Raw genomic sequence first — 22,459 nt, 5'->3', positions numbered from 1 at the left:
CAAGCATTCATCAGGGGGATAACCAGAATGATCGACCGATCCGCTATCAAACCCGTGCTGCTGGCAACAGCTGCGCTGCTCTCGACACCCGTTTTTGCCGCCGATGAGCCCAGCTCCATCGTCGTCACCGGCCAGCGTCAGGCCTATCGCGGCGATGTTCCGGTCAAGGAACTGCCGCAGACGATCCAGTTGATCGACGCCAAGCTGATGGACGTGGTCAACCTGACCAAGATGGATTCCATCACCGACATTGCCAGCGGCATTGTCCGCCAGAACAATTTCGGCGGCCTGTGGGACAGTTTCGCCATCCGCGGCTTTGCGGGCGATGAAAACTTCCCCACCGGCGTGCTGGTCAACGGCTTTAACGGCGGGCGTGGCTATGGCGGCGCGCGCGATGCGTCCAACGTGGAAACCATCGAAGTGCTCAAAGGCCCCAACGGCGCGGTTTTCGGCCGGGGCGAACCGGGCGGCACGATCAACATCATCACCAAAAAAGCCAAGCTCGGCCAAACCTTTGGCAAGATCGGCGCGCAGGCCGGCTCCTTTGACACCTATCGCGGCGAAGGCGATCTCAACATCGCCATCAGCGACAAGCTGGCCATCCGTGCCAATGGTGCGATCGAGGACGCCGGATCGTTCCGCAACACGGTGAAATCCAGCAAGGAAGTCGTCAACCCCTCGATCCTGTGGCAACCCACCGACAAGACCTCGCTGAGCTACGAACTGGAATATGTCAGCCTGCGCACGCCCTTTGATCGCGGCATTGTTGCTATCAACGGCAAGCTGGGCGCGGTGTCGCGCAATACCTTCCTTGGCGAACCCGGCGACGGGCCTACCCGCGTCAATGTGCTGGGCCATCAGGCGCAGTTGCAGCAGAAGCTGGGCGGCGACTGGGTGGTGATCGCGGGCTTTGGCCTGCGCGAAACCAGCATGATCGGCTTTTCCGAGGACGCCGAACTGGCCCCCGGACGCCAGACCTTCTACAGCACCGGAACGATGCTGGCCCGCCAGCGCCGCTATCGCGATTTCCGCACGCGCAACATCACGGGCCGTGCGGAAATCTCGGGACGGATCACCACGGGGCCGATCCTGCACCACGTCCTGCTGGGCGCGGATATGGACGAATTCGACATCAACCTGCTGCAGACCCGCTATCGCCCCGTGGCCTATACCGCAGGCAGCCCGGTCACGGCCGCCAGCAACGCCATCAACGTGTTCGCGCCCGTCTATGGCCTGATGCCCACCCCCACCAGCACCGTCTTCAATTCGCTGGAAAAGCAGAAGAGCTGGGGCATCTATTTCCAGGACCAGATGGATATCGGCGAAAAGGTCAAGATCCGCTTTGGCGGCCGCTTTGACCATTTCAACCAGCAGATCGGCGCGCGTGTCGGCAATTTTGCGCCCACCACCAATTCGGTCAAGGAACGCTTCAGCCCGACCGTGGGCCTGCTCTATGACGTGAACCCGCGCGTGGGCCTGTATGCGGCATGGGGCAACGGTTTCCGCCCCAACAGCGGCACCGACGCCAACAACAACCCCTTTGCGCCGGAAACCAGCAAGTCCTATGAAGTGGGTGCACGCTATACGAGCAAGGTCATCAGCGCCTCACTGGCGGTCTTTACCATGACCAAGCAGAACATCCTGACTTCGGACCCGATCAATGCGGGCTTCTCGATTGCGGGCGGCAGCGCGCGCAGCACCGGTGTCGAAGCCGGGGTGGACGGGCATCTGCCCGGCATGGTCGAACTGCATGCCACCTATGCCTATACCGACGCGCATTGGACCAGCAGCTCGCTTGATCCCAATTTCTCGCAGACCATCCAGCCCGGCGCCAAGCTGATCAACATCCCGGCCCATACCGCCAACCTGTTGGTGACCAAGGGCTTTGATCTGGGCGAAAAGGGCAAGGTCACGGTGGGCGCGGGCGTCAACTATGTCTCCTCGCGTCTGGGCGAAACGGCAACGACCTTCTTCCTGCCCGCCTATACGCTGACCCGCGCGCTGCTGACCTACGAGCCGACCAAGCGCATCCGCCTCGGCGTGGATGTCACAAACCTGTTCGACATCACGTGGTACGCCTCGTCCTACTCGACGCTGTGGGTGGCGCCGGGTGCGCCGCGCACGATCACCGGGCGCATCAGCTACGCGTTCTAAGTTCCATCCTGACTGGCCACCGCCTGCCCCCACGCAGGCGGTGGCTTTTTTGTGCCTTCTTGCCGGAAAGCCGCCGATGAACCGCAAAAGCCTGCTGATCTGGCATCGCCGTATCGCGCTTGCTCTCGCCCCGATCCTTGCCTTGCAGGCTTTGACGGGGCTGCTCCTGCTGGTCCCCCCGCCCCGCGCGGCGATCATGCCGGGGCCTGCCCTGCCCCCTTCGGCCTTGGTGCAAAGCGCGATGCGGGCCGCGCCGGGGTTTCGCGCCTTTCGCCTCGATTATCCGCCCGATGGCCCGGTGGTGGCGCGCATGGGCAACGCATCGGGCCATCACGTTTTCGTGGCCATCGACCCGGCCACCGGCCATGTGCTGAGCACCGGCACGCTCTGGAATGACCCGTGGCGCGTGGCGATGGAATGGCACAACAGCCTGTTTTCCGGGCCTGCGGGTTCAGCGCTGGTGGCGCTCGAAGCCATCGGTCTGCTGGCGCTGGGCATCAGCGGGATCATCTTCTGGTGGCCGGGCAAGGGGCGGCTGCGCCAGGGCCTGTCGATCCCCGCCCGCGCACCCAAGCGTTTGAAATTACGCCTGTGGCATCGCTCGACCGGGGTGGTCGCCTCGGCGCTGCTGGGGATGATGGCGGTGACGGGACTGCTGCTGGTCTGGCCGCTGATCGTGCCGGCTGCGGACGGCCCTGCACGCCTTGACCCCGCCCCCATGCTGGACGCCGCCTATGCCCGCGCCGCCCTGCACGGCCAGCCCTTGCGCGACATCCGCCTTGCGCCATCGGGCCATGCCACATTCCATTTCGCGGCGCGCAGCACCAATCACTGGGATCTCGACACCGTGACGATCGCCCCCGATGGCGCCCCCCGCGTCACTCGCGCTGCCGATGCACCCGCTTTGTGGATGCGGCTGCTGCCCTTGCATACGGGCGATGCGCTGGGCATTTTCGGCCAGACCCTCATCGCGCTGGTCGGCGGCGCGCTCCTCTTTCTCACCATCAGCGGCGTGATCGCATGGAACCGCGCCCGTAAAGGAAAAAGCAAATGACCATTCTTTCCCGCGCCGATTGCGCCACCATCGTCCACTGCGGCGACCCCAAGCGCGGCGCGGCGTGGGCCGAAATCTTCGCCCGCGATCTTCCCGAGGTGCCCTTCCGCTGCTGGCCCGCCATCGGCGATGCGCAGGATGTACGCTATCTCATCGCATGGACGCTGTCCGAAGAGATCATCGCTGCCCTGCCCAATCTGGAGGTGCTGTTTTCCATCGGCGCGGGGGTGGATCAGCTAGACCTCTCGATCCTGCCGCCCCATGTGCGCGTGATCCGCATGATCGAGCCGGGCATCACCACCACCATGGCCGAATATGTGACGATGGCCGTGCTGGCGCTGCACCGCGATCTGCCCGCGCTGGTGGCGGGACAGCGCGCCGGAACCTTTCCCTATATGCCGGTCAAGATGGCGCGCGAGCGCCGCGTGGGCATCATGGGATTGGGCGAGCTGGGTCAGGCCGCGATCCGCATGCTCTCCCCCATCGGCTTTCGCCTTTCGGGCTGGAGCCGCAGCGGGCGCGCCATCGAGGGCGTGGAAACATTCGCGGGCGACGCGGGCATGGACGCCTTTCTGGGCGGGCTGGACATCCTTGTCTGCCTGCTGCCGCTGACGGATGAAACGCGCGGCATTCTGTGCCGTGAAACCTTTGCCAAAATGCCGCGCGGTGCTGCTCTCATCAATGTCGCGCGCGGCGGGCATCTGGTGCAGGAGGATCTGCTGTCCGCGCTGGACGAAGGAGCGTTAAGTGCTGCCTTCCTCGATGTCTCGACCCCCGAACCCCTGCCCGAAACCCACGCTTTGCGCAGCCATCCCGCGGTTTTCCTGACCCCCCATATCGCGGGCGTCACCCGCATCGACACGGCTGTTTACGCGCTGATAGACGCGCTCAAAGGCGTGATGGCGGGCCAGAGCGTGGCGGGCGACATCGACCGCAGCAGGGGTTATTGAGGGCGCGGCATAGTGTGCCGAAAGGCCCGCTTAAAAAACCGTATGCGCCCCCTTGCGGCGATGGCAATCGGCTTCTTCTTCCGGCGCGGCGGTGGCCTATTATGAGCGTGTTCGGTGCCAAGGCGCGCACCCTTTTCAGGATGGACCCATGACGATTTTCACTCCCAAGTTCATCAGCTTCGACTGCTATGGCACGCTGATCAAGTTTCACATGGGCGACATGGCGCGCCAGTTCTATGGCGATGTGATCGGCGAGGAAAAGATGCCCGCCTTCATCAAGGACTTCTCGGCCTATCGCCTTGATGAAGTGCTGGGCGCGTGGAAGCCCTATCGCGAAGTGATCGGCAATGCCCTTTCCCGCACCGCCAAAAAATGGGGCGTGGCCTATGACGAAGCCTATGGCGAGGCGATCTATCAGGCCGTGCCCACCTGGGGCCCGCACCCGGATGTACCGGGCGGCCTGTCGAAGATCGGCACCAAAATTCCGCTGGTCATTCTGTCCAACGCGATGAACAGCCAGATCCACGACAATGTGGCCAAGCTGGGCGCGCCTTTCTACGCCGTCTATACTGCCGAGAGCGCGCAGGCCTACAAGCCGCGCATGCAGGCCTTCGAATATATGTTCGACCAGCTCGGCTGGGGGCCTGAGGTGGGCATGCATGTCTCGTCCAGCTTCCGCTATGACCAGAACACCGCAACCGACCTTGGCTTTGGCACGCGCGTTTTCGTCGGGCGCGGGCATGAACCGTCGAACGCCAATTACCGCGATGTCGAAATCCCCCACATCGGCTGTCTGCCCGCTCTGGTGGGCCTCTGACCCTGATGCGCCCTGCCCTTTCCCTCTGGCAAGCGACGGCTCCCGGTTTTGCCTCCGGCATGACCGGGCCGGTCGAGGGCCGCTATGATGCGGCCATCATCGGCGGCGGGTTTACCGGCCTGTCGGCGGCGCTGGCTCTGGCCAAGGGCGGGGCAAGGGTCGCGCTGCTCGAAGGGGGGCCGGTGATCGGGGCGGCATCAGGCCGCAACGGCGGGCAATGCAACGCGGGCACGGCGCATGATTTCGGCGCTCTGGCCGCCGCGCATGGCGTGGACAAGGCGCGCCGCTGGTATCTGGCCCATTGCGATGCGGTCGATACGGTCGAACGCCTTGCCCGCGAGGAAGGCATCGCCTGCGATTTCCGCCGCGCGGGTCGCGCCAAACTGGCCGCCAAGCCGGAGCATTTCACCAAGATCGAGGCGGCCTACAAGCTGCTTTCCGCCGAGGTGGACCCCAATGTTTCGCTGGTGGATGCCGATGGTCTGGCGCAGGAGATCCGTGCCGAGGGTTTTTACGGCGCGCTGATCCAGCATACGAGCGCGCAGCTTCATGTGGGCCGGTTCGGGGTGGGCCTTGCCCATGCCGCCGCCCGCGCTGGCGCGCATATCTGGGAACAGGCCACCGTGACGGGCATCCGCCGCGAGGGCGCGCAATATCGCCTTGAAACCCCGCGCGGCACCTTGTCCGCCTCGCAGGTTCTGGTCGCCACCGGCGGGGCCAGCCCGCAGGCGCCCTTCGGCTGGTTTCGCCGCCGCATCGTCACCGTGGGCAGCTTTGCCATCGCCACCGCGCCGATTGACGCCGCGCTGGTCGATCACCTGTTCCCCGGCCGCCGCAATTACGTCACCAGCCGGATCATCGGTAATTACTTCCGCCTGACCGCCGACAATCGTCTGGTGTTTGGCGGGCGGGCGCGCTTTGCCCTGTCCAATCCGGCCTCTGATCTCAAGGGCGCTGATATTCTGGAAAAGGCCATGCTGCGCCTGTTCCCCGATCTGGCGGGCACGCAAATCGAGCATCGCTGGGGCGGCGCGATCGACCTGACGCAGGACCGCCTGCCCCGCGCGGGCGAGCATGAGGGCCTCTATTACGCCATGGGCTATTCGGGCCACGGGGTGCAGATGGCCACTCATATGGGCGGACAGATGGCCAGGGTGATGGGGGGCGATGCCAATGCCAATCCCTTTGCCGACCTGAACTGGCCCGCCATTCCCGGCCATCTGGGCAAGCCATGGTTCCTGCCCTTTGTGGGCGCCTATTATCGCGTGCTGGATTATTTCCAATGATGGACTTTTCACGCCGCGCCATGATGCTGGGCGGATTGGGCGCCGGGCTGACGGGCTATGCCCCCGCCTTTGGCAAAACAATGCCGAAACGCGGCGGCTCGATCCGGGTGGCCACGCAATCCGTCTCCACCGCCGACACGCTCGACCCGGCCAAGGGCGCGCTGTCGACCGATTATGTGCGCCATTACATGCTCTATTCGGGCCTGACGCGGATTGGCCATGATCTGATCGCGCGGCCCTCGCTGGCCGAACGGATCGAGAGCGCGGACCGCATCACATGGCATATCGCCCTGCGCCGGGGCGTGCATTTCCATCAGGGCGGCGAACTGACCAGTGCCGACGTCGTCTTTTCGCTGCTGCGCCACAAAGACCCCGGGCTGGGCAGCAAGATGGCCAGCCTTGCCGAGCAATTTGCCGAAGTGCGGGCCGATGGGCGCTATGGCGTCAACATCCGCCTGACCGGGCCGAATGCGGATTTGCCCGCCATTCTGGCGCAGTCGCATTTCCTGATCGTGCGCCACGGGGTGGACCGGCCCGACGGCAACGGCACCGGCGCTTTCCGTCTGGCCGAATTCAAGCCCGGCATCCGCACCGTCACGGTGCGCAACCCCGATTACTGGGTGCCGGGCAAGCCTTACCTTGACCGGGTGGAACTGATCGCCATTCCCGATGAGGTAAGCCGCGTCAATGCGCTGCTGGCGGGCGATGTGCAGCTGGTGAACGCCGTGGCCCCGCTTTCCACGCGCCGGGTCGAAGCCTCGCCCGCCCATGCCATCGCCACCACGCCATCGGCGCTCTATTCAAACCTGATCGCGCGGATGGATCGCCTGCCCAGCGGCAATCCCGATTTCATCGCCGCGCTCAAACATCTGATTGATCGCCCGCTGGTCAAACGCGCGCTGTTTCGCGGCTATGCCACCATCGGCAATGATCAGCCGATCCCGCCGTTCCATCCCTATTACAACCCCGCGATCCCCCAGACCGCGCTCGATCTGGACCGGGCCAAATGGCATGTGCAGCGGGGCGGGTTTCAGAATGTGCGCCTGCCGATCTTTTGCGGCCCGGCGGTCGAGGGTTCGGTCGATATGGCCTCGGTGCTTCAGGAATATGGCGCGCGCGTGGGGCTTGATCTGGCCATCACGCGGGTTCCCTCGGACGGTTACTGGTCCACCCACTGGATGCGCCACCCGCTTTCCTTTGGCAGCACCAATCCGCGCCCGACGGCCGATCTGGTCTTTTCGCTGTTCTACAAATCCGATGCGCCATGGAATGAGACGGGCTGGAAGAACCCCCGTTTCGACCAGTTGCTGCTGGCCGCGCGCGGCGAAACCAACGAGGCGAACCGCAAGGCCATGTATGGCGAGATGCAGCAGATCGTCCATGACCGGTGCGGCTCGATCATTCCGGTCTTCATCAACCTGATCGACGGGCATGACCGGCGGTTGCAGGGGCTGAACCCGCTGCCGATGGGGGGATTGATGGGCTATCAATTTGCCGAACACGTATGGTGGGCGGCATGAGCGGGCCAAAAACCGGAAACGGGGCGGCCAAAGCCAGCCTGTGGCCCTTGCTGGGGCGGCGGGCGGGATCGGCTCTGCTTACGCTGCTGCTGGTCTCGATGGTGATCTTTGCCATTGCGGGCCTGCTGCCGGGCGACGCCGCGCAGGAGGCTCTTGGCCAGTCCGCCACGCCCGAACAGGTCGCCGCGCTGCGCCACGAAATGGGCCTGGACCAGCCCGCCCCGGTGCGTTACGCGCGCTGGCTGTCGGGCATGATGCATGGCGATGCGGGCCAATCTCTGGTGGCCGGGATGCCGGTGCGCGCGATCATCGCCGAACGCCTGCCCAATACGCTGATGCTGGCGGGCATGACGGCGGTGCTGGCTGTGCCTCTGGCGCTGGTGATGGGCATTGCGGCGGCGATCCGGCGCGGTACATGGATCGACCGGGCGATCAATCTTGCCTCGCTCTCGATGGTGGCGCTGCCCGAATTTCTGGTGGCAACGGTGGGCGTGCTGATCTTTTCGGTCAAGCTGATGTGGCTGCCCTCGATTGCGATGGTGTCGGCCGAGGCTTCGTGGAGCGATACGCTGCGCTCCTGCGCGCTGCCGATCCTGTCGCTGACGGTGGTGGTGGTGGCGCAGATGGCGCGCATGACGCGCGCGGCCATCGCCGACCAGCTTGACCGGCCCTATGTTGAAATGGCGCGTTTGAAGGGCGCCTCGCTCTCGCGCGTGGTGCTGGGCCATGTGCTGCCCAACTGTCTGGGGCCGATCGTGAACGCGATGGCGCTTTCGCTTTCCTATCTGATGGGCGGGGCGATCATTGTCGAAACGATCTTCAACTTTCCGGGGCTGGCCAGCCTGATGGTCAATGCCGTGACCAGCCGTGACATGCCCTTGCTTCAGGCCTGCGCGATGATTTTCTGCTCGGCCTATCTTCTCTTGATGCTGGTGGCCGACATGGTCGCGCTGCTGGCCAACCCAAGGCTGCGTGCGCAATGAAACGCTCGATCTCGCTTTTGACCCAGGCCCCTCTGGCCACGCGCATTGCCGCCGGTTTCGTCGGCTTCTGGCTGGTGCTGGCGGTGGCGGGGCCGTGGGTCGCGCCCCATCCGGTGGGCGCCTTTGTCGATCAGGACGTGTTTTCCGGCCTGTCCGCGCGCTTCTGGCTGGGCAGCGACTATCTGGGCCGCGACGTGTTTTCACGCCTGCTCTTCGGCGCGCGCTATACGGTGTTTCTGGGGCTGGGCGCGGCGCTGATCGCGGCCTGCTGCGGGACTTCGCTGGCGCTCTGGGCCACGCTGTCGGGCGGGATGGTCGATGAGGTCATCTCACGCGCGATGGACACGCTGATCTCGATTCCGTCCAAGATCCTCGCGCTGGTGCTGGTGGCGGCCTGCGGCTCATCCTTGCCGCTCCTGCTGCTGATCTGCGCGCTGACCTATGTGCCGGGCAATTTCCGCATCGCGCGCGCGCTGGCGATGAACCTTGCCGCGCTGGATTTCGTGGCGGCGGCCCGCGCGCGGGGCGAGCGCAAATTCGCCATCGCCCTCCACGAGGTGCTGCCCAATATGGTCCACCCGTTGCTGGCCGATCTGGGGCTGCGCTTTGTGTTCGTGGTGTTGCTGCTTTCGGGTCTGTCGTTTCTCGGCCTTGGGGTTCAACCGCCCTATGCCGATCTCGGCTCGCTGGTGCGCGAAAATATCTCCGGCCTGACCGAGGGCGCGCCCGCCATCCTTGCGCCCGCGTTGGCGATTGCCGTGCTGACGGTGGGGACTAACCTGTTGATTGACGCCCTCAAGCCCGAGGACAAACGATGAGCGCGCCTCATATCGAAGTTTCCGGCCTGACCGTGGCCGTGGGCGATGTGCCGATTGTCTCGGACATTTCCTTTGCCGTGCCGCGTGGGCAAGTGCTGGCGCTGATCGGTGAATCCGGTTCGGGCAAGAGCACGACCGCGCTGGCGCTGATGGGATGGTGCCGCCACGGCGGGCGCATCGCGGGCGGCACGATCCGCGTGGGCGGCATGGTCATCGAGGGCAAGAGCGAGGAAGAGCTCTCCGCGATCCGGGGCCGCCATATCGCCTATATCGCCCAAAGCGCGGCGGCGGCCTTCAACCCTTCGCGCCGGATCATGGCGCAGGTGATCGAACCGGCCCTGATCCACCGCATCATGACGCGCGAAGAGGCCGAGGCCAAGGCGGTGGACCTGTTCCGCGCGCTGGCCCTGCCCTCGCCCGAAACGATTGGCGAGCGCTATCCGCATCAGGTGTCGGGCGGGCAATTGCAGCGGTTGATGGCCGCCATGGCGCTGATCACCGATCCCGAACTGGTGATCCTTGACGAGCCGACCACCGCGCTGGACGTGACCACCCAGGTCGAGGTGCTGAAATGCTTCAAGGCCGCGCTGGCCCATTGCAACCATGGCCGGGGCGCCACCGCGATCTATGTCAGCCATGATCTTGCCGTGGTGGCCCAGATGGCCGACCGCATCGCCGTGCTTTTGAAAGGGCGGCTGGTCGAGGAAGGTCCGGCCGAGCAGGTGCTGACCGCGCCGCGCGATGCCTATACGCAGGTGCTGGTCAATGCGCCCCATCCGGTGCCTGCCGCGCCTGCGGGCGATGATGCTGCACCGGTGCTCTCGGTGCGGGGGCTGACGGCGGGCTATGGGCGCGTGGTCGATGGGATGCCGCAAATCCCGGTGCTGCGCGATGTGGCGTTTGATCTGCCTGCGGGCGGCGCGCTGGGCATCATTGGCGAAAGCGGGTCGGGCAAATCGACGCTGGCCCGTGTGATCGCCGGGCTGCTGCCCGCCGCGCAGGGCAAGGTTCTGCTGAACGGCAGCGCCCTGCCGCCACGGCTGGAGGATCGCAGTCTCGACCAGTTCCGCACCGTGCAACTGGTGTTTCAAAACGCCGATACCGCGCTCAATCCGGCGCATAGCGTGCGGCGCATCCTTGCCCGCCCCTTGCAGCATTACCACGGGCTGACAGGCAGCGCGGCGGATCGGCGGGTGGCCGAACTGCTCGACCTGACGCGCCTGCCGCCAGAGGTGATCGACCGGCCCGTTACGAAACTTTCGGGCGGCCAGAAGCAGCGCGTCAACCTTGCCCGCGCGCTGGCGGCCGAACCGAAAGTATTGCTCTGCGACGAGGTGACATCCGCGCTCGATACGGTGGTGGGCGCCGCGATCCTTTCGCTAATCGAGGATCTGCGCCGCGATCTGGGGCTGGCCACAGTGTTTATCAGCCATGACATCCATGCCGTCTCGGCCCTGTGTGAAAAGGTGCTGGTGCTCTATGGCGGTACGCCGGTCGAACTGGCCACGCGCGCGGCGTTCAACGGGCCGCGCCATCATCCCTATACCGAATTGCTCAAATCCAGCCTGCCCACGATGGACCCGCGCTGGCTGGACACCACGCGCGCGCCGATCCTGCGCGGTTTCCGGATCGAGGGGCTTTGCCCGTTCCAGCCGCGCTGCGCCGATGCCGTTCCGGGCCTGTGCGATGCCGTTCCCGCGCCTGTGCGCGAGGGCGATGGCATGCGCTGGCTGTGTCACCATTCCCCCAGCTTCAAGGAACCAGCATGACCGCCCGTTTCCGCCGCCTTGTCGAAACCGACCGGCCAGAGGTGAGCCTCACCATCGACGGCGTGGGCGTTACCGCTCTTTTGGGCGATACGCTGATGGTGGCGATACTGACCAACGGCGATGCCCTGCGCACCAGCGAGTTTGCCGCAAGCGAACTGGCCGCCCCTCAGCCCGGCGATGGCCGGCGCGCGGGCTTCTGCCTGATGGGCGCGTGTCAGGATTGCTGGGTCTGGACCGCATCGGGCGCGCGCCTGCGCGCCTGTTCGACGCCGGTGGAAAACGGCATGGACATTTCGACGCATCAGCCGGAGGCCACATGGGCGACCGTCAAGTAATCATCGTCGGCGCAGGCCCCGCCGGGGTGCGCGCAGCGGCCGCCGTGGTCCGCGCCGGGCTGCGCCCCATCGTCATTGACGAGGCCGCGCGCGCCGGGGGCCAGATCTATCGCCGCCCGCCCGAAAATTTCCAGCGCGATCATGACGCGCTCTATGGCACCGAGGCGGCCCGCGCCCGCGCGATCCATGAGGATTTCGCCGCCCTTGCGCCCCATATCGACTATCGCCCCGAAACGCTGGTCTGGAATGTGTCGGAGGGCCATGTCTGGGCCGCGCATGAGGGCGAGACGCAGGCCATTCCTTATGACGCGCTGATCGTGTGCAGCGGGGCCAGCGACCGCGTGGCGCCGATCAAAGGCTGGCAGGCGGCGGGATGCTATTCGCTGGGCGGGGCGCAGATTGCCTTGAAGGCGCAGGGCTGCGCGATCGGACACCGGGTGATCTTCATGGGATCCGGGCCGCTGCTCTATCTGGCCGGCGCGCAATATGTGAAGGCCGGGGCCGAGGTGGCCGCCGTGCTGGACACCTCGCCCTTCTGGCTGCGGGTCAAGGCCGCGCCCAAACTGGCCGCGATGCCCGAACTGCTGTGGCAGGGGGTAAAGCTGCTGCGCGATCTGAAACGCGCGGGCGTGCCGGTGCTGACGGGTGTGACGCCGGTGGAAATCGAGGGCGAGCCGCAGACCGGCGTGTCGGGCGTGACCGTGCGCCACAAGGGCGCGGTCAAGCATTTCGCGGGCGATGCGGTCGCGATGGGCTGGCATGTCAAGCCCGAGGCGCAGATTGCCGATCTGGCCCGCGCGACTTTCGCCTTTGATCCGGCCACGCGCCAGTGGTTGCCCCAGACCGATGCCGATGGGCGGGCGGGCCATGCGCTCTACCTTGGCGGCGATGGCGCCCGCGTGCTGGGCGCGCGCAGCGCCGAGGTGACGGGCGAACTGGCCGCGATGGCGGCGCTGGCGGATCTGGGCCTGTCGGTGGATGCGGATCGCCGCCGCTGGCTGCTGGCCGAAAAGGCAAATTACATGCGTTTTGCCAAAGGTTTGGCACAGGCTTTCCCATGGCCGCATGAACTGGTCGCCGCCATCCCCGACGAGGCCATCGTCTGCCGCTGCGAGGCCGTGACCGCCGCCACTTTGCGCGCCAGTGTTAACTCCGCCCATGCGCAGGAGGCCAACCGGGCGAAAGCCTTCAGCCGCGTGGGCATGGGCCGTTGTCAGGGGCGCTATTGCGGCCATGCCAGCGCCGAAATCATCGCGGCGGCGCGCGCCGTATCGCTGGAAAAGACCGGCCGCCTGCGCGGGCAGGCCCCCGTCAAACCCATCCCCGTCAGCCTGAAGCGGAACGACCTATGACCCCGATCCACCAGAGCGATGTCGCCATCATCGGCGGCGGTTTGATGGGATGCAGCGCGGCGTTTTTCCTTCGCCAGCGCGGCCTGTCGGTGACGGTGCTGGAAACCGACAAGGTGGGACGGCAGGCCAGCGGCACCAATTTCGGCAATGTGCGCCGTCAGGGCCGCCCGATCTTTCAGCTCCCCCTCGCCAATCGCGCGATCCGCATCTGGCGCGATTCCCCGCAATTGCTGGGCTCGGATGTGGAATATCTGCAAAGCGGCCATATCCGCGTATGTTTCCGCGAGCGCCCGGAAAATGTCGGCAAGATGGAGGAATATGCCGCCCTTGCCCGCGAGGAAGGGCTGGACCTCGAATTGATGTCGGCCAATGCCCTGCGCGAGAAATTCCCGTGGCTGGGGCCGGATGTGCTGGCCGGGTCTTATTCGGCCACGGACGGCCATGCCAACCCGCGCCTTGCCGCGCCTGCCTTTGCGCGGGCGGCGGCGCGGCTGGGGGCCTCGATCATCGAGGACACCAAGATTGTCCATGCCGAAAAGATCGGCGAGGATTTTCGCCTGACCGCGCAGGATGGCCGCCGGTTTGCCGCGCCCATCCTGCTGATCACGGCGGGCGCATGGGCGGGCAAGATCGCGGGCTGGTTTGGCGAGGAAATCCCCCTCACCCCGCGCGCGCCGACCATGAGCGTAACCGAGCCGGTGCCCTATGCCATCGCGCCCGCCGTGGGCGTGATGACGCCCGAGGAAGTCGAAACCGTCTATTTCCGCCAGGTGGCGCGGGGCAATATCGTGCTGGGCGGATCATGCCGGGCGCAATCCTATCCGGATGATTACCGCTCCTATGTCCTGCCGCAAAATACGATGACGCAGTTTGAACATCTGCGCCGCCTGGCCCCCGCTCTGGCCAATCTGCAGGTGATCCGCGTATGGAGCGGGATCGAGGGCTATACCGATGACGCCCTGCCGATCATGGGGCCAAGCGCGAAGGTTTCGGGCCTGTTCCACGCTTTCGGCTTTTCAGGCAGCGGGTTTCAGATCGGGCCGGGCGTGGGCGAAACCATGGCCGAATTGATCGCCACGGGCGCGACCGATATTCCGCTGGAGCATTACAGCGTGACGCGGTTTGCCAAATAAGCGTTGGGGGGCAAAGGCATCAAACCTTTGCCCCCTTTTCGTTACAGCCCGATCAGCACCGTCTTGCTCTTGCAACTGGCCAGATAGGCCTCGCGCCCCAGATCCTTGCCCAGCCCCGATTGCTTGAAGCCGCCGGTGGGCAGGATGAAATCATCCGAACGGCCATAGCGGTTGACCCAGACCGTGCCCGCCTCCAGCGCGCGGGTGGCGCGGATCGCACGGCTCAGGTTTTGCGTATGCACGCCAGCGGCCAGACCATAGCGCGTGCCATTGGCCAGAGCATAGGCCTCCTCCTCATCGGCAAAGCTCTGCACCGTCAGCACCGGGCCGAAGATCTCGCTCTGCACCGCAGTGGCGTCGGCGGAAAGCCCCGCAATCAGCGTGGGGGCATAGAAAGTTCCGGCCCGTTCGATCCGCGCGCCGCCCGTGATCGCCTCGCCGCCCTCGGCGCGGGCGGTTTGGACGATGGCGTCGATCCCGGCCAATTGCTTTTCCGAAACGATCGGCCCCATGGTTGTGCCATCGGCCCATGTTTCGCCCAACCGGTGGGCGCGGAACAGGGCGGCGATGCGCTCGGTCACTTCATCGGCCACGCCGGCCTCCACCAGCAGGCGCGATCCGGCGACGCAGACCTGACCGGCGTTCAAGGTGATCGCGCGGGCGACAATCGCGCAGGCCTTGTCCATATCCGCGTCGGCAAAGATGATCTGCGGACTTTTGCCGCCCAGTTCGAGCGTGCAGGGTTTCGGCCCGGTGGCCGCACAGGCGCTCATGATCGCACGGCCCGTGGCGGTCGATCCGGTAAAGCTGACCTTGCTCACCTGCTCTGCGCGGACAAGGCCGTCGCCAATGTCATGGCCCATGCCCTGCACCACGTTGAAGATGCCCGCAGGCACCCCCGCCTGCACAGCCAGTTCGGCCAGACGCACCACCGAGAAGGGCGTCAGTTCGGAAGGCTTGAGCACCACCGCATTGCCCGCCGCCAGCGCCGGGCCCAGTTTCCACGCCGCCATCACCAGCGGCAGGTTCCACGGCGCAATCGCGCCCACCACGCCATAGGGTTCATTGGCGGTGAAACCAAAACGGTCATCGGCTGTCGCGCCTACCTCGCCGCCATGCTTATCGGCAAATTCGGCGAAAAAGCGGATGCATTCGGCGGTATAGGGCAGATCCCAAGCCAAAATCTCGGCCAAGGTGCGCGTCGAGCCCACCGCCTCGAGCGGGGCCAGAACCGCGCGGTCGGCGTCAATCGCATCGGCCCAGCGATGCAGGATACGGGCGCGGGCGCGCGGGTCCATCCGGCCCCATCCGCTGCTTTTCTGCGCGGCGGCGGCATCTTCTGCCGCTTGGCTCATCTGGTCCATGGCCGCGCAATGCAGCGGGGCCAGCAAGGCGCCGTCAGAGGGCCGCAACACATCGAACACCGCGCCGGCGCCCAGAATTTTGCGCCCACCGATGAAATTGGCCGCCAGATCGGGCCTGATGGAATCGGGGTTGAAGGCAATTGTCATCGGGCATGGCTCCGCAGTGGTTCTTTGGGGGTTCTGGGGGCAAGACTATTGCGGTGCGGCAGAATCGACTGGGCAAAGCGGGGTGCTCAACGCCATAATCTTCTGATCTTGTGCATAAGGCGGCAGCCTATTCCATTCGCGCGGGGCTAACCCATTATCAGGACTGGCGCATCACCCCCTCGTTTGGATGCGCCGACACACCAATACGGTTGGCGGGGCAAAGGAAAGGAGTGCGGCGATGGGCGAGCTGGTGACCAGCGACGTAAAGTTTCGGGCGATGCGGCATGAGGATGTCGAGCGCGCGGTCGAGATGTCGCGTGCGCTCTCCTGGCCGCATCGTGAAGAGGACTGGGCGCTGTTCCTGACGCTGGGCCATGGCATCGTGGCCGAGGTGGACGGAGAGGTGATCGGCACCATCTGCGGCTTTCCCTATGGCGACCATGCCGCGACGCTGGGCATGGTGATCGTCGATGATGCGCATCAGGGCAAAGGCTATGGCCGCCAGCTGATGCAGGCGATGCTCGACCATCTGGGCAACCGGACCGTGCTGCTTCAGGCCACGGTCGAGGGCGCGCCGCTTTACGAAAAGCTGGGCTTTGTCGATATCGGCACGCTGCACCAGCATCAGGGCACGATCCCGCTGGCCCCGCTGGCCGCGCTGCGCAGCGGCGAACGCATCCGTCCGCTCGGCTCGTCCGAACAGACGCCGGGCGAATTGTACAGCAAGGCCACCGGCACCGACCGCCATGCGATGATGCGCGCCCTGACCGCGCAGGACAGCACGGTGGTTCTGACCCATGACGATATTCCCGTCGGCTTTGCCCTGCTGCGCCGGTTTGGCCGGGGATGGTCGGTGGCGCCTGTGGTGGCGCCCGATGCCGATGGCGCCAAGGCGTTGATCCTGCACTGGCTGGCCCAGAATGCGGGCAATTTCACCCGCCTCGACGTGACCGGGGAAAGCGGACTTTCGCCATGGCTGGAAGGCCTTGGTCTGCCCCGCGTCGATACGGTCCGCATGATGGCGCGCGGGCCTCTGCCGAAAACCACGGGCGATGCCACGCTCTTTGCTCTCACCACCCAAGCACTGGGGTAAACCATGCAACTTTCCGATTCGACCCTTTTGAAGCAGGCCGCGCTGATCGGCGGACAATGGCTTGGCGCCTCCTCGCGCGATGCGTTGGCGGTGAAGGACCCGGCCAATGGTGCGGTGCTGGGCGCGGTGCCCGATTGCACAGGCGATGACACGCAGGAGGCCATTGCCGCCGCCAGCGCCGCATGGCCCGCGTGGCGCGCGCGCACGGCGGGCGAACGCTGCGCTCTGCTTGAGGCATGGCATGCGCTGGTGCTGGCCAATCTGGACGATCTGGCGCGGATTATGACCGCCGAACAGGGCAAGCCGCTGGCCGAAGCGCAGGGCGAGATCCGCTATGCCGCCAGCTTCATCAAATGGTTTGCCGAGGAAGGGCGCCGCACGGGCGGGCGCAATGTCGTCTCGCCCGAGCGCGACCGCCGCATCATCGTGCTGACCGAGCCGGTGGGTGTTTCGGCGGCGATCACGCCGTGGAATTTCCCCGCCGCGATGATCACCCGCAAATGCGCGCCCGCGCTGGCCGCCGGTTGCCCGGTGGTGATCAAGCCTTCGGAAATGACGCCCTTCACAGCGCTGGCGCTGGGCGAACTGGCGATCCGCGCAGGTTTTCCGGCGGGCGTCATCAACATCGTCACCGGCCTGCCCACCGCGATTGGCGCGGCCATCACGGCCAGCCCGCTGGTGCGCAAGCTGTCCTTTACCGGATCGACGCGCGTGGGCGCGCTGCTGCTTGAACAATGCGCCAAGACCGTCAAGCGGACCAGCATGGAATTGGGCGGCAATGCGCCGCTGATCGTCTTTGCCGATGCGGATCTTGATCTGGCGGTGAAGGCGGCGATGGCCAGCAAGTTCCGCAATGCCGGGCAGACCTGCGTCTGCGCCAACCGCCTGTTGGTGGCCGACGAAATCTATGACGCCTTTGCCGAAAAGCTGGCCGCCGCGGTCGCCGGGTTGAATGCCGCGCCGGGGATGGAGCCGGACTCGACGGTCGGCCCGCTGATCAATGCCGCCGCCGTGCAAAAGGTCTCGGCCCATCTGGAAGACGCGCTGGGCAAGGGCGGCAAGATCCTTGGCCAGGGCAAGGGCCGCAGTGATGATCGCTTTGTCCGCCCGGTCATCATCGGGGATGCGAACCCTGACATGCGTCTGGCCTCGGAAGAAACCTTCGGCCCGCTGGCCCCGCTGTTCCGCTTTACCAGCGAACGGCAGGCGATCGAGATGGCCAATGACACGCCCTATGGCCTTGCCGCCTATTTCTACACCCGCGACCTGTCGCGCTCGTTCCGTGTGGCCGAGGCGCTGGAGGCCGGGATGATCGCGCTGAACACCGGCGGGATCGCGATGGAAATGGCGCCCTTTGGCGGCGTCAAGCAATCGGGCCTTGGCCGCGAAGGCGGACAGCAGGGCATCGAGGAATATCTGGAAACCAAGGCCTTCCACATCGGCGGGCTGGAATTGGGGGCATAAGACCCATGCGCAATTACAAGATCGCCGTCATCGCCGGGGACGGCATTGGCAAGGAAGTCATGCCCGAGGGCCTGCGCGCGCTGGAAAAGGCATCGAGCCGTTACGGTTTCGGGCTGGACCTGCAAGTGCATGATTTCGCCGATTGCGATTACTATGCCCGGCATGGCCGCATGATGCCCGAGGACTGGAAGGAGCAAATCGGCCGCCCCGATGCGATCTTCTTTGGCGCGGTGGGCTGGCCCGAAACGGTGCCTGATCACATTTCGCTGTGGCAGAGCCTGCTGCAATTCCGCCGCGAATATGACCAGTTCGTCAATCTGCGCCCGGTGCGTCTGATGCCGGGCGTGCCCTGTCCGCTGGCCGGGCGTGAACCGGGCGACATCGACTTCTGGGTCGTGCGCGAAAACACCGAGGGCGAATATTCCAGCGTCGGCGGCCATATGTTTGCCGGAACCGAGCGCGAGATCGTCATTCAGGAAACCGTGATGACGCGCCAGGGCATTGACCGCGTGCTGCGCTTTGCCTTCGACCTGGCGCAGAAGCGCGAGCGCAAACACCTGACCAGCGCCACCAAATCGAACGGCATCGCCATCACCATGCCCTTCTGGGACAAGCGCGTGGAGGCCATCGGCGAGGAATATCCCGATGTCGCCCATGACAAATATCACATCGACATCCTGACCGCGCAATTCGTGATGAACCCCCAGCGTTTCGACGTTGTGGTGGCCTCGAACCTGTTCGGCGATATCCTCTCCGATCTTGGCCCGGCCTGCACCGGCACGATCGGCATCGCGCCCAGCGGTAATATCAACCCCACCGGCGAACACCCCAGCCTGTTCGAGCCCGTCCATGGTTCGGCCCCCGACATTGCGGGCAAGGGCATTGCCAATCCGGTGGGCCAGATCTGGTCGGCCGCGATGATGCTCGAACATCTGGGCGAGGCAGAAGCGGCGGCGGGCATCATGCGCGCCATCGAGGATGTGCTCTCCACCCCCACGGGCCGCACCGGCGATCTGAAGGGAAGCGCCAACACCGTGGAATGCGGCAAGGCGATTTCCGCAGCCATAGGCTGAACCACGGCATAAAATGCCGCACCCCTGCCCCTGTTTGGCGCAACACGCCTGAACCGCTAGCATAGGTTTGCCTCATGACCGAAACCCTGACCAATCGCTCGCTGATCGACCTTGACCGCGATCACCTGATCCACCCGGTGGCCTCTTTCCGTGGCCACGAGGCGCATGGCGCGCGCGTTTTGGCCAGCGGGGACGGCATGTGGCTGACCGATATAGAAGGCAAGCGCGTCATCGACGGCTTTGCCGGTCTGTGGTGCGTCAATGTCGGCTATGGACAGGACAGCATTGTCGAGGCCGCCGCCGATCAGATGCGCCGCCTGCCTTATGCCACGGGCTATTTCCACTTTGCCAGCGAGCCGACGATCCGTTTGGCGGCAGAATTGACCGCGCTGACGCCCGAAGGCCTCAACCACGTCTATTTCACCCAAGGCGGTTCGGACTCGGTGGACAGCGCGGTGCGCTATATCGTCCACTATTTCAACGCCATCGGCAAACCGGACAAGAAAGAGTTCATCGCGCTGGAATGGGGCTATCACGGCTCCTCGGCCACCGGGGCCGGCCTGACGGCGCTGGCCAATTTCCATCGCGGTTTCGATCTGCCCTATAAATGGCAGCACCATATCGCCTCGCCCTATCCCTATCGCCACCCCAATGGCCATGACGATGCCGCCGTGATCGCCAGCACCATTGAGGCGCTGGAGGCAAAGGTGGCCGAAATCGGCGCTGACAAGGTTGCTGCCTTCTGCTGCGAACCCATTCAGGGCAGCGGCGGTGTGATCGTGCCGCCGGTGGGCTGGCTCAAAGCCATCCGCGAAGCCTGCGACCGGCTTGGCATCCTGCTGCTGGTGGATGAGGTCATCACCGGCTTTGGGCGCACCGGGCCTTTGTTCGCCTGCGAGGCTGAGGGGGTGACCCCCGATTTCATGACTACCGCCAAGGGCCTGACCGCCGGTTATGCCCCGATGGGCGCGCTGTTCATGGCCGACCATATCTATCAGGCGATTGCCGACGCCAGCCCGCTGCCGGTGGGCCATGGCGGCACCTATTCGGGCCATCCGGTGGCCGCCGCCGTGGGGCTGGAAGTGCTGCGCCTCTATCGCGAGGGCGGCGTGCTGGCCAATGGCGTGATGGTGGGCGAACGTTTCGCCGCGCGCATGGAGGCGATCCGCAGCCATCCTCTGGTGGGCGATGTGCGCTATCGCGGGCTGCTGGGCGCGATCGAACTGGTGGCCGACAAGGACACCAAGGCGCCTTTTGCCGCCGATCTGGCGCTGGGCGATCGCCTCTCGCAGATGACCTGGGACAATGGCGTGATCGTGCGCTGTTTTGCCAATGCGGTCATCGGCTTTGCCCCGGCGCTGACCTGCACGCCCGAGGAAATGGACATCATTTTCGACCGTGTGCAATTGACGCTCGACCAATTGCTGGATCAGGCCGATATTCGCTCCGCAATCGGCCAATAAGAGGAAAACGCCCCATGATGCCCGGCCCCAAACTCGACCGCATCGATCTCAAGATCCTTGCCAAGCTGCAACAGGCCGGGCGCGTCACCAATGTAGAACTGGCCGATGCGGTGGGCCTCTCGCCCAGCCCTTGCCTGACGCGGGTAAAAAGGCTGGAGCAGGCGGGCTATATCACCGGCTATGGGGCCCATCTCAACCTTGGGAAGCTGGGCGAATTTCTGACGGTTTTCACCGAGGTCACGCTCTCGGAACACCGGCGCGGCGACTTTTCGCGCTTTGAAAGCCGGATCGTGAAACTGGACGAGATCGTCGAATGCCATCTGGTTTCGGGCGGCTATGACTATCTGCTCAAATTCGTCACGCGCGGCGTGTCGCATTACCAGTCGATCATCGAAGGGATGCTGGAAAGCGATTACGGGATCGAGAAATATTTCTCCTATGTCGTGATCAAATCGCCCTTCATCAAACATCACTTCCCGATCCAGAGCCTGTTCGGCAATTCGGTTTAAGGGCCTTCAGACCATGACGGACATAGCTGCGCTGCTGGCGCCATTGGTGGCGCTGCGCCATGATATCCATGCCCACCCGGAACTGGGCTTTGCCGAACATCGCACCGCGCGGGTGATTGCCGATGCGCTGCGCGCGGCGGGTCTGGAGGTGCATGAGGGCATCGGCGGCACCGGCGTGGTGGGCGTTCTGCGCCATGGATCGAGTTCACGCACCGTGGGCCTGCGCGCCGATATGGACGCGCTGCCTATCGATGAAAAAACCGGCCTGCCCTATGCGAGCCGCCATGAGGGATGCTTTCACGGCTGCGGCCATGACGGGCATATGGCGATGCTGCTGGGCGCGGCCCAGGCGTTGGCCGCCGATCCTTCGGGCATCGACGGCACGGTCCATTTCATCTTCCAGCCTGCCGAGGAAGGGCAAGGCGGCGCGCGCGCGATGATCGAGGATGGCCTGTTCGAGCGCTTCCCCTGCGACCGGGTCTATGCGCTGCATAACTGGCCCGCCCTGCCCGCCGGAACGATTGCCACGCGCGCGGGCGCGATCATGGGCGCGGCGGACAAGTTCCACATCACCTTGCGCGGGCGTGGCGGGCATGCGGCCGTCCCGCATGACACCAATGACACGCTGCTGGCCGCCGCATCGCTGGTGCAGCAATTGAACACGATCATCGCCCGCAACGCGCCGGCCAGCGCCAATGCCGTCCTGTCCGTGACGCAGATCCACGGCGGCCACGCGCATAATGTCATCCCCGGCGAGGCGATGGTGGCGGGCACAGTGCGCACATTCGACCCCGCCGTTCAGGACCGGATCGAAGAGCGGATGCGCCAGATCATCGCCGGGATCGAGGCCGGTTTCGAGGTCAGCGCCGAACTGGACTATGACCGCTACTATCCCGCCACCATCAATGACCCGGACGCGGCCGAGGATGCGCTGACCATCGCGGCCATCGTCGGCACGGCCCACCGCGCGCCCGAACCCGCCGCCACGTCCGAGGACTTCTCCTTCATGCTGCAGGTCCGCCCCGGCGCCTATATCTGGCTGGGGCAAGGCGTGGGGGAAAGCCCCGCCCCGCTGCACAATCCGCATTATGACTTCAACGACGCCGTGCTGGAAACCGGCCTGCGTCTCCATCTCGCGCTGGCCCGGCACTGGCTGGCCCCGCAGGAGTGATTGC

Annotated in this window: 19 protein-coding genes; 18 read left to right on the top strand and 1 reads right to left on the bottom strand. The window is 65.2% G+C overall.

Annotated features, from left to right (window positions below; translation table 11 throughout):
* Window positions 1–27: 27 nt before the first annotated feature.
* From PQ457_RS06315 to PQ457_RS06260, 12 genes are all read left to right on the top strand, one after another.
* A complete protein-coding gene (locus PQ457_RS06315) occupies window positions 28–2,154 on the top strand; it encodes a TonB-dependent siderophore receptor (protein WP_273618885.1) in 2,127 nt (708 codons plus the stop codon).
* Between the two features lie 76 nt (window positions 2,155–2,230).
* Window positions 2,231–3,208 (top strand): PepSY-associated TM helix domain-containing protein, encoded by a 978-nt coding sequence (locus PQ457_RS06310; protein ID WP_273618884.1) that lies wholly within the window; start codon window positions 2,231–2,233, stop codon window positions 3,206–3,208.
* On the top strand, window positions 3,205–4,158 hold the full coding sequence (locus PQ457_RS06305; RefSeq protein WP_273618883.1) for a 2-hydroxyacid dehydrogenase: 954 nt from the start codon (window positions 3,205–3,207) through the stop codon (window positions 4,156–4,158). The genes PQ457_RS06310 and PQ457_RS06305 overlap by 4 nt, the downstream gene beginning before the upstream one ends.
* A 148-nt stretch (window positions 4,159–4,306) precedes the next feature.
* On the top strand, window positions 4,307–4,975 hold the full coding sequence (locus PQ457_RS06300; protein WP_273618882.1) for a haloacid dehalogenase type II: 669 nt from the start codon (window positions 4,307–4,309) through the stop codon (window positions 4,973–4,975).
* A gap of 59 nt (window positions 4,976–5,034) precedes the next feature.
* Entirely contained in the window at window positions 5,035–6,261 is a 1,227-nt protein-coding gene (locus tag PQ457_RS06295; RefSeq protein ID WP_273618881.1) for an NAD(P)/FAD-dependent oxidoreductase, read from the top strand.
* A complete protein-coding gene (locus PQ457_RS06290; RefSeq protein ID WP_420540984.1) occupies window positions 6,261–7,781 on the top strand; it encodes an ABC transporter substrate-binding protein in 1,521 nt (506 codons plus the stop codon). Before PQ457_RS06295 ends, PQ457_RS06290 begins: the two co-directional genes overlap by 1 nt.
* Window positions 7,778–8,764 carry an ABC transporter permease gene (locus tag PQ457_RS06285; protein ID WP_273618879.1) on the top strand — a complete coding sequence of 329 codons (987 nt, stop codon included), beginning with the start codon at window positions 7,778–7,780 and terminating at the stop codon, window positions 8,762–8,764. The genes PQ457_RS06290 and PQ457_RS06285 overlap by 4 nt, the downstream gene beginning before the upstream one ends.
* Window positions 8,761–9,582 carry an ABC transporter permease gene (locus PQ457_RS06280; RefSeq protein WP_273618878.1) on the top strand — a complete coding sequence of 274 codons (822 nt, stop codon included), beginning with the start codon at window positions 8,761–8,763 and terminating at the stop codon, window positions 9,580–9,582. Before PQ457_RS06285 ends, PQ457_RS06280 begins: the two co-directional genes overlap by 4 nt.
* Entirely contained in the window at window positions 9,579–11,351 is a 1,773-nt protein-coding gene (locus PQ457_RS06275; protein ID WP_273618877.1) for an ABC transporter ATP-binding protein, read from the top strand. Before PQ457_RS06280 ends, PQ457_RS06275 begins: the two co-directional genes overlap by 4 nt.
* A complete protein-coding gene (locus PQ457_RS06270) occupies window positions 11,348–11,686 on the top strand; it encodes a (2Fe-2S)-binding protein (RefSeq protein WP_273618876.1) in 339 nt (112 codons plus the stop codon). The genes PQ457_RS06275 and PQ457_RS06270 overlap by 4 nt, the downstream gene beginning before the upstream one ends.
* Window positions 11,668–13,038, top strand: a complete 1,371-nt coding sequence (locus PQ457_RS06265) for an FAD/NAD(P)-dependent oxidoreductase (protein WP_273618875.1) — start codon at window positions 11,668–11,670, stop codon at window positions 13,036–13,038. Before PQ457_RS06270 ends, PQ457_RS06265 begins: the two co-directional genes overlap by 19 nt.
* On the top strand, window positions 13,035–14,171 hold the full coding sequence (locus PQ457_RS06260; RefSeq protein ID WP_273618874.1) for an NAD(P)/FAD-dependent oxidoreductase: 1,137 nt from the start codon (window positions 13,035–13,037) through the stop codon (window positions 14,169–14,171). The genes PQ457_RS06265 and PQ457_RS06260 overlap by 4 nt, the downstream gene beginning before the upstream one ends.
* Window positions 14,172–14,212: 41 nt before the next feature.
* On the opposite strand, the gene PQ457_RS06255 is transcribed toward PQ457_RS06260, so the two are convergent.
* On the bottom strand, window positions 14,213–15,682 hold the full coding sequence (locus PQ457_RS06255; RefSeq protein ID WP_273618873.1) for an aldehyde dehydrogenase family protein: 1,470 nt from the start codon (window positions 15,680–15,682) through the stop codon (window positions 14,213–14,215).
* Window positions 15,683–15,920: 238 nt separating this feature from the next.
* Here PQ457_RS06255 and PQ457_RS06250 point away from each other — a divergent pair, with 238 nt between their 5' ends.
* The 6 genes from PQ457_RS06250 (at window position 15,921) to PQ457_RS06225 (ending at window position 22,455) form a co-directional block, all read left to right on the top strand.
* The gene (locus PQ457_RS06250; protein ID WP_273618872.1) at window positions 15,921–16,775 is read left to right on the top strand and encodes a GNAT family N-acetyltransferase; all 855 of its coding nucleotides are present in this window, start codon (window positions 15,921–15,923) and stop codon (window positions 16,773–16,775) included.
* Between the two features lie 3 nt (window positions 16,776–16,778).
* Window positions 16,779–18,239, top strand: coding sequence for an NAD-dependent succinate-semialdehyde dehydrogenase (locus PQ457_RS06245; protein ID WP_273618871.1), 1,461 nt, complete (start codon window positions 16,779–16,781; stop codon window positions 18,237–18,239).
* Window positions 18,240–18,244: 5 nt separating this feature from the next.
* Entirely contained in the window at window positions 18,245–19,312 is a 1,068-nt protein-coding gene (locus tag PQ457_RS06240) for a tartrate dehydrogenase (RefSeq protein ID WP_273618870.1), read from the top strand.
* Window positions 19,313–19,386: 74 nt separating this feature from the next.
* Window positions 19,387–20,775: an aminotransferase class III-fold pyridoxal phosphate-dependent enzyme gene (locus tag PQ457_RS06235; protein ID WP_273618869.1), complete on the top strand. Its 1,389-nt coding sequence runs from the start codon at window positions 19,387–19,389 to the stop codon at window positions 20,773–20,775.
* 14 nt (window positions 20,776–20,789) lie between these two features.
* The gene (locus PQ457_RS06230; protein ID WP_168602688.1) at window positions 20,790–21,284 is read left to right on the top strand and encodes an Lrp/AsnC family transcriptional regulator; all 495 of its coding nucleotides are present in this window, start codon (window positions 20,790–20,792) and stop codon (window positions 21,282–21,284) included.
* Window positions 21,285–21,297: 13 nt separating this feature from the next.
* Window positions 21,298–22,455 (top strand): amidohydrolase, encoded by a 1,158-nt coding sequence (locus PQ457_RS06225; protein ID WP_273618868.1) that lies wholly within the window; start codon window positions 21,298–21,300, stop codon window positions 22,453–22,455.
* The last annotated feature ends 4 nt before the right edge of the window (window positions 22,456–22,459 follow it).

Origin of the sequence: Novosphingobium humi (assembly GCF_028607105.1) — a bacterium.
GTDB lineage: Bacteria > Pseudomonadota > Alphaproteobacteria > Sphingomonadales > Sphingomonadaceae > Novosphingobium > Novosphingobium humi.
Note: the sequence above shows the minus strand (reverse complement) of the source record. Positions and strands in the feature narration are given on the sequence as shown.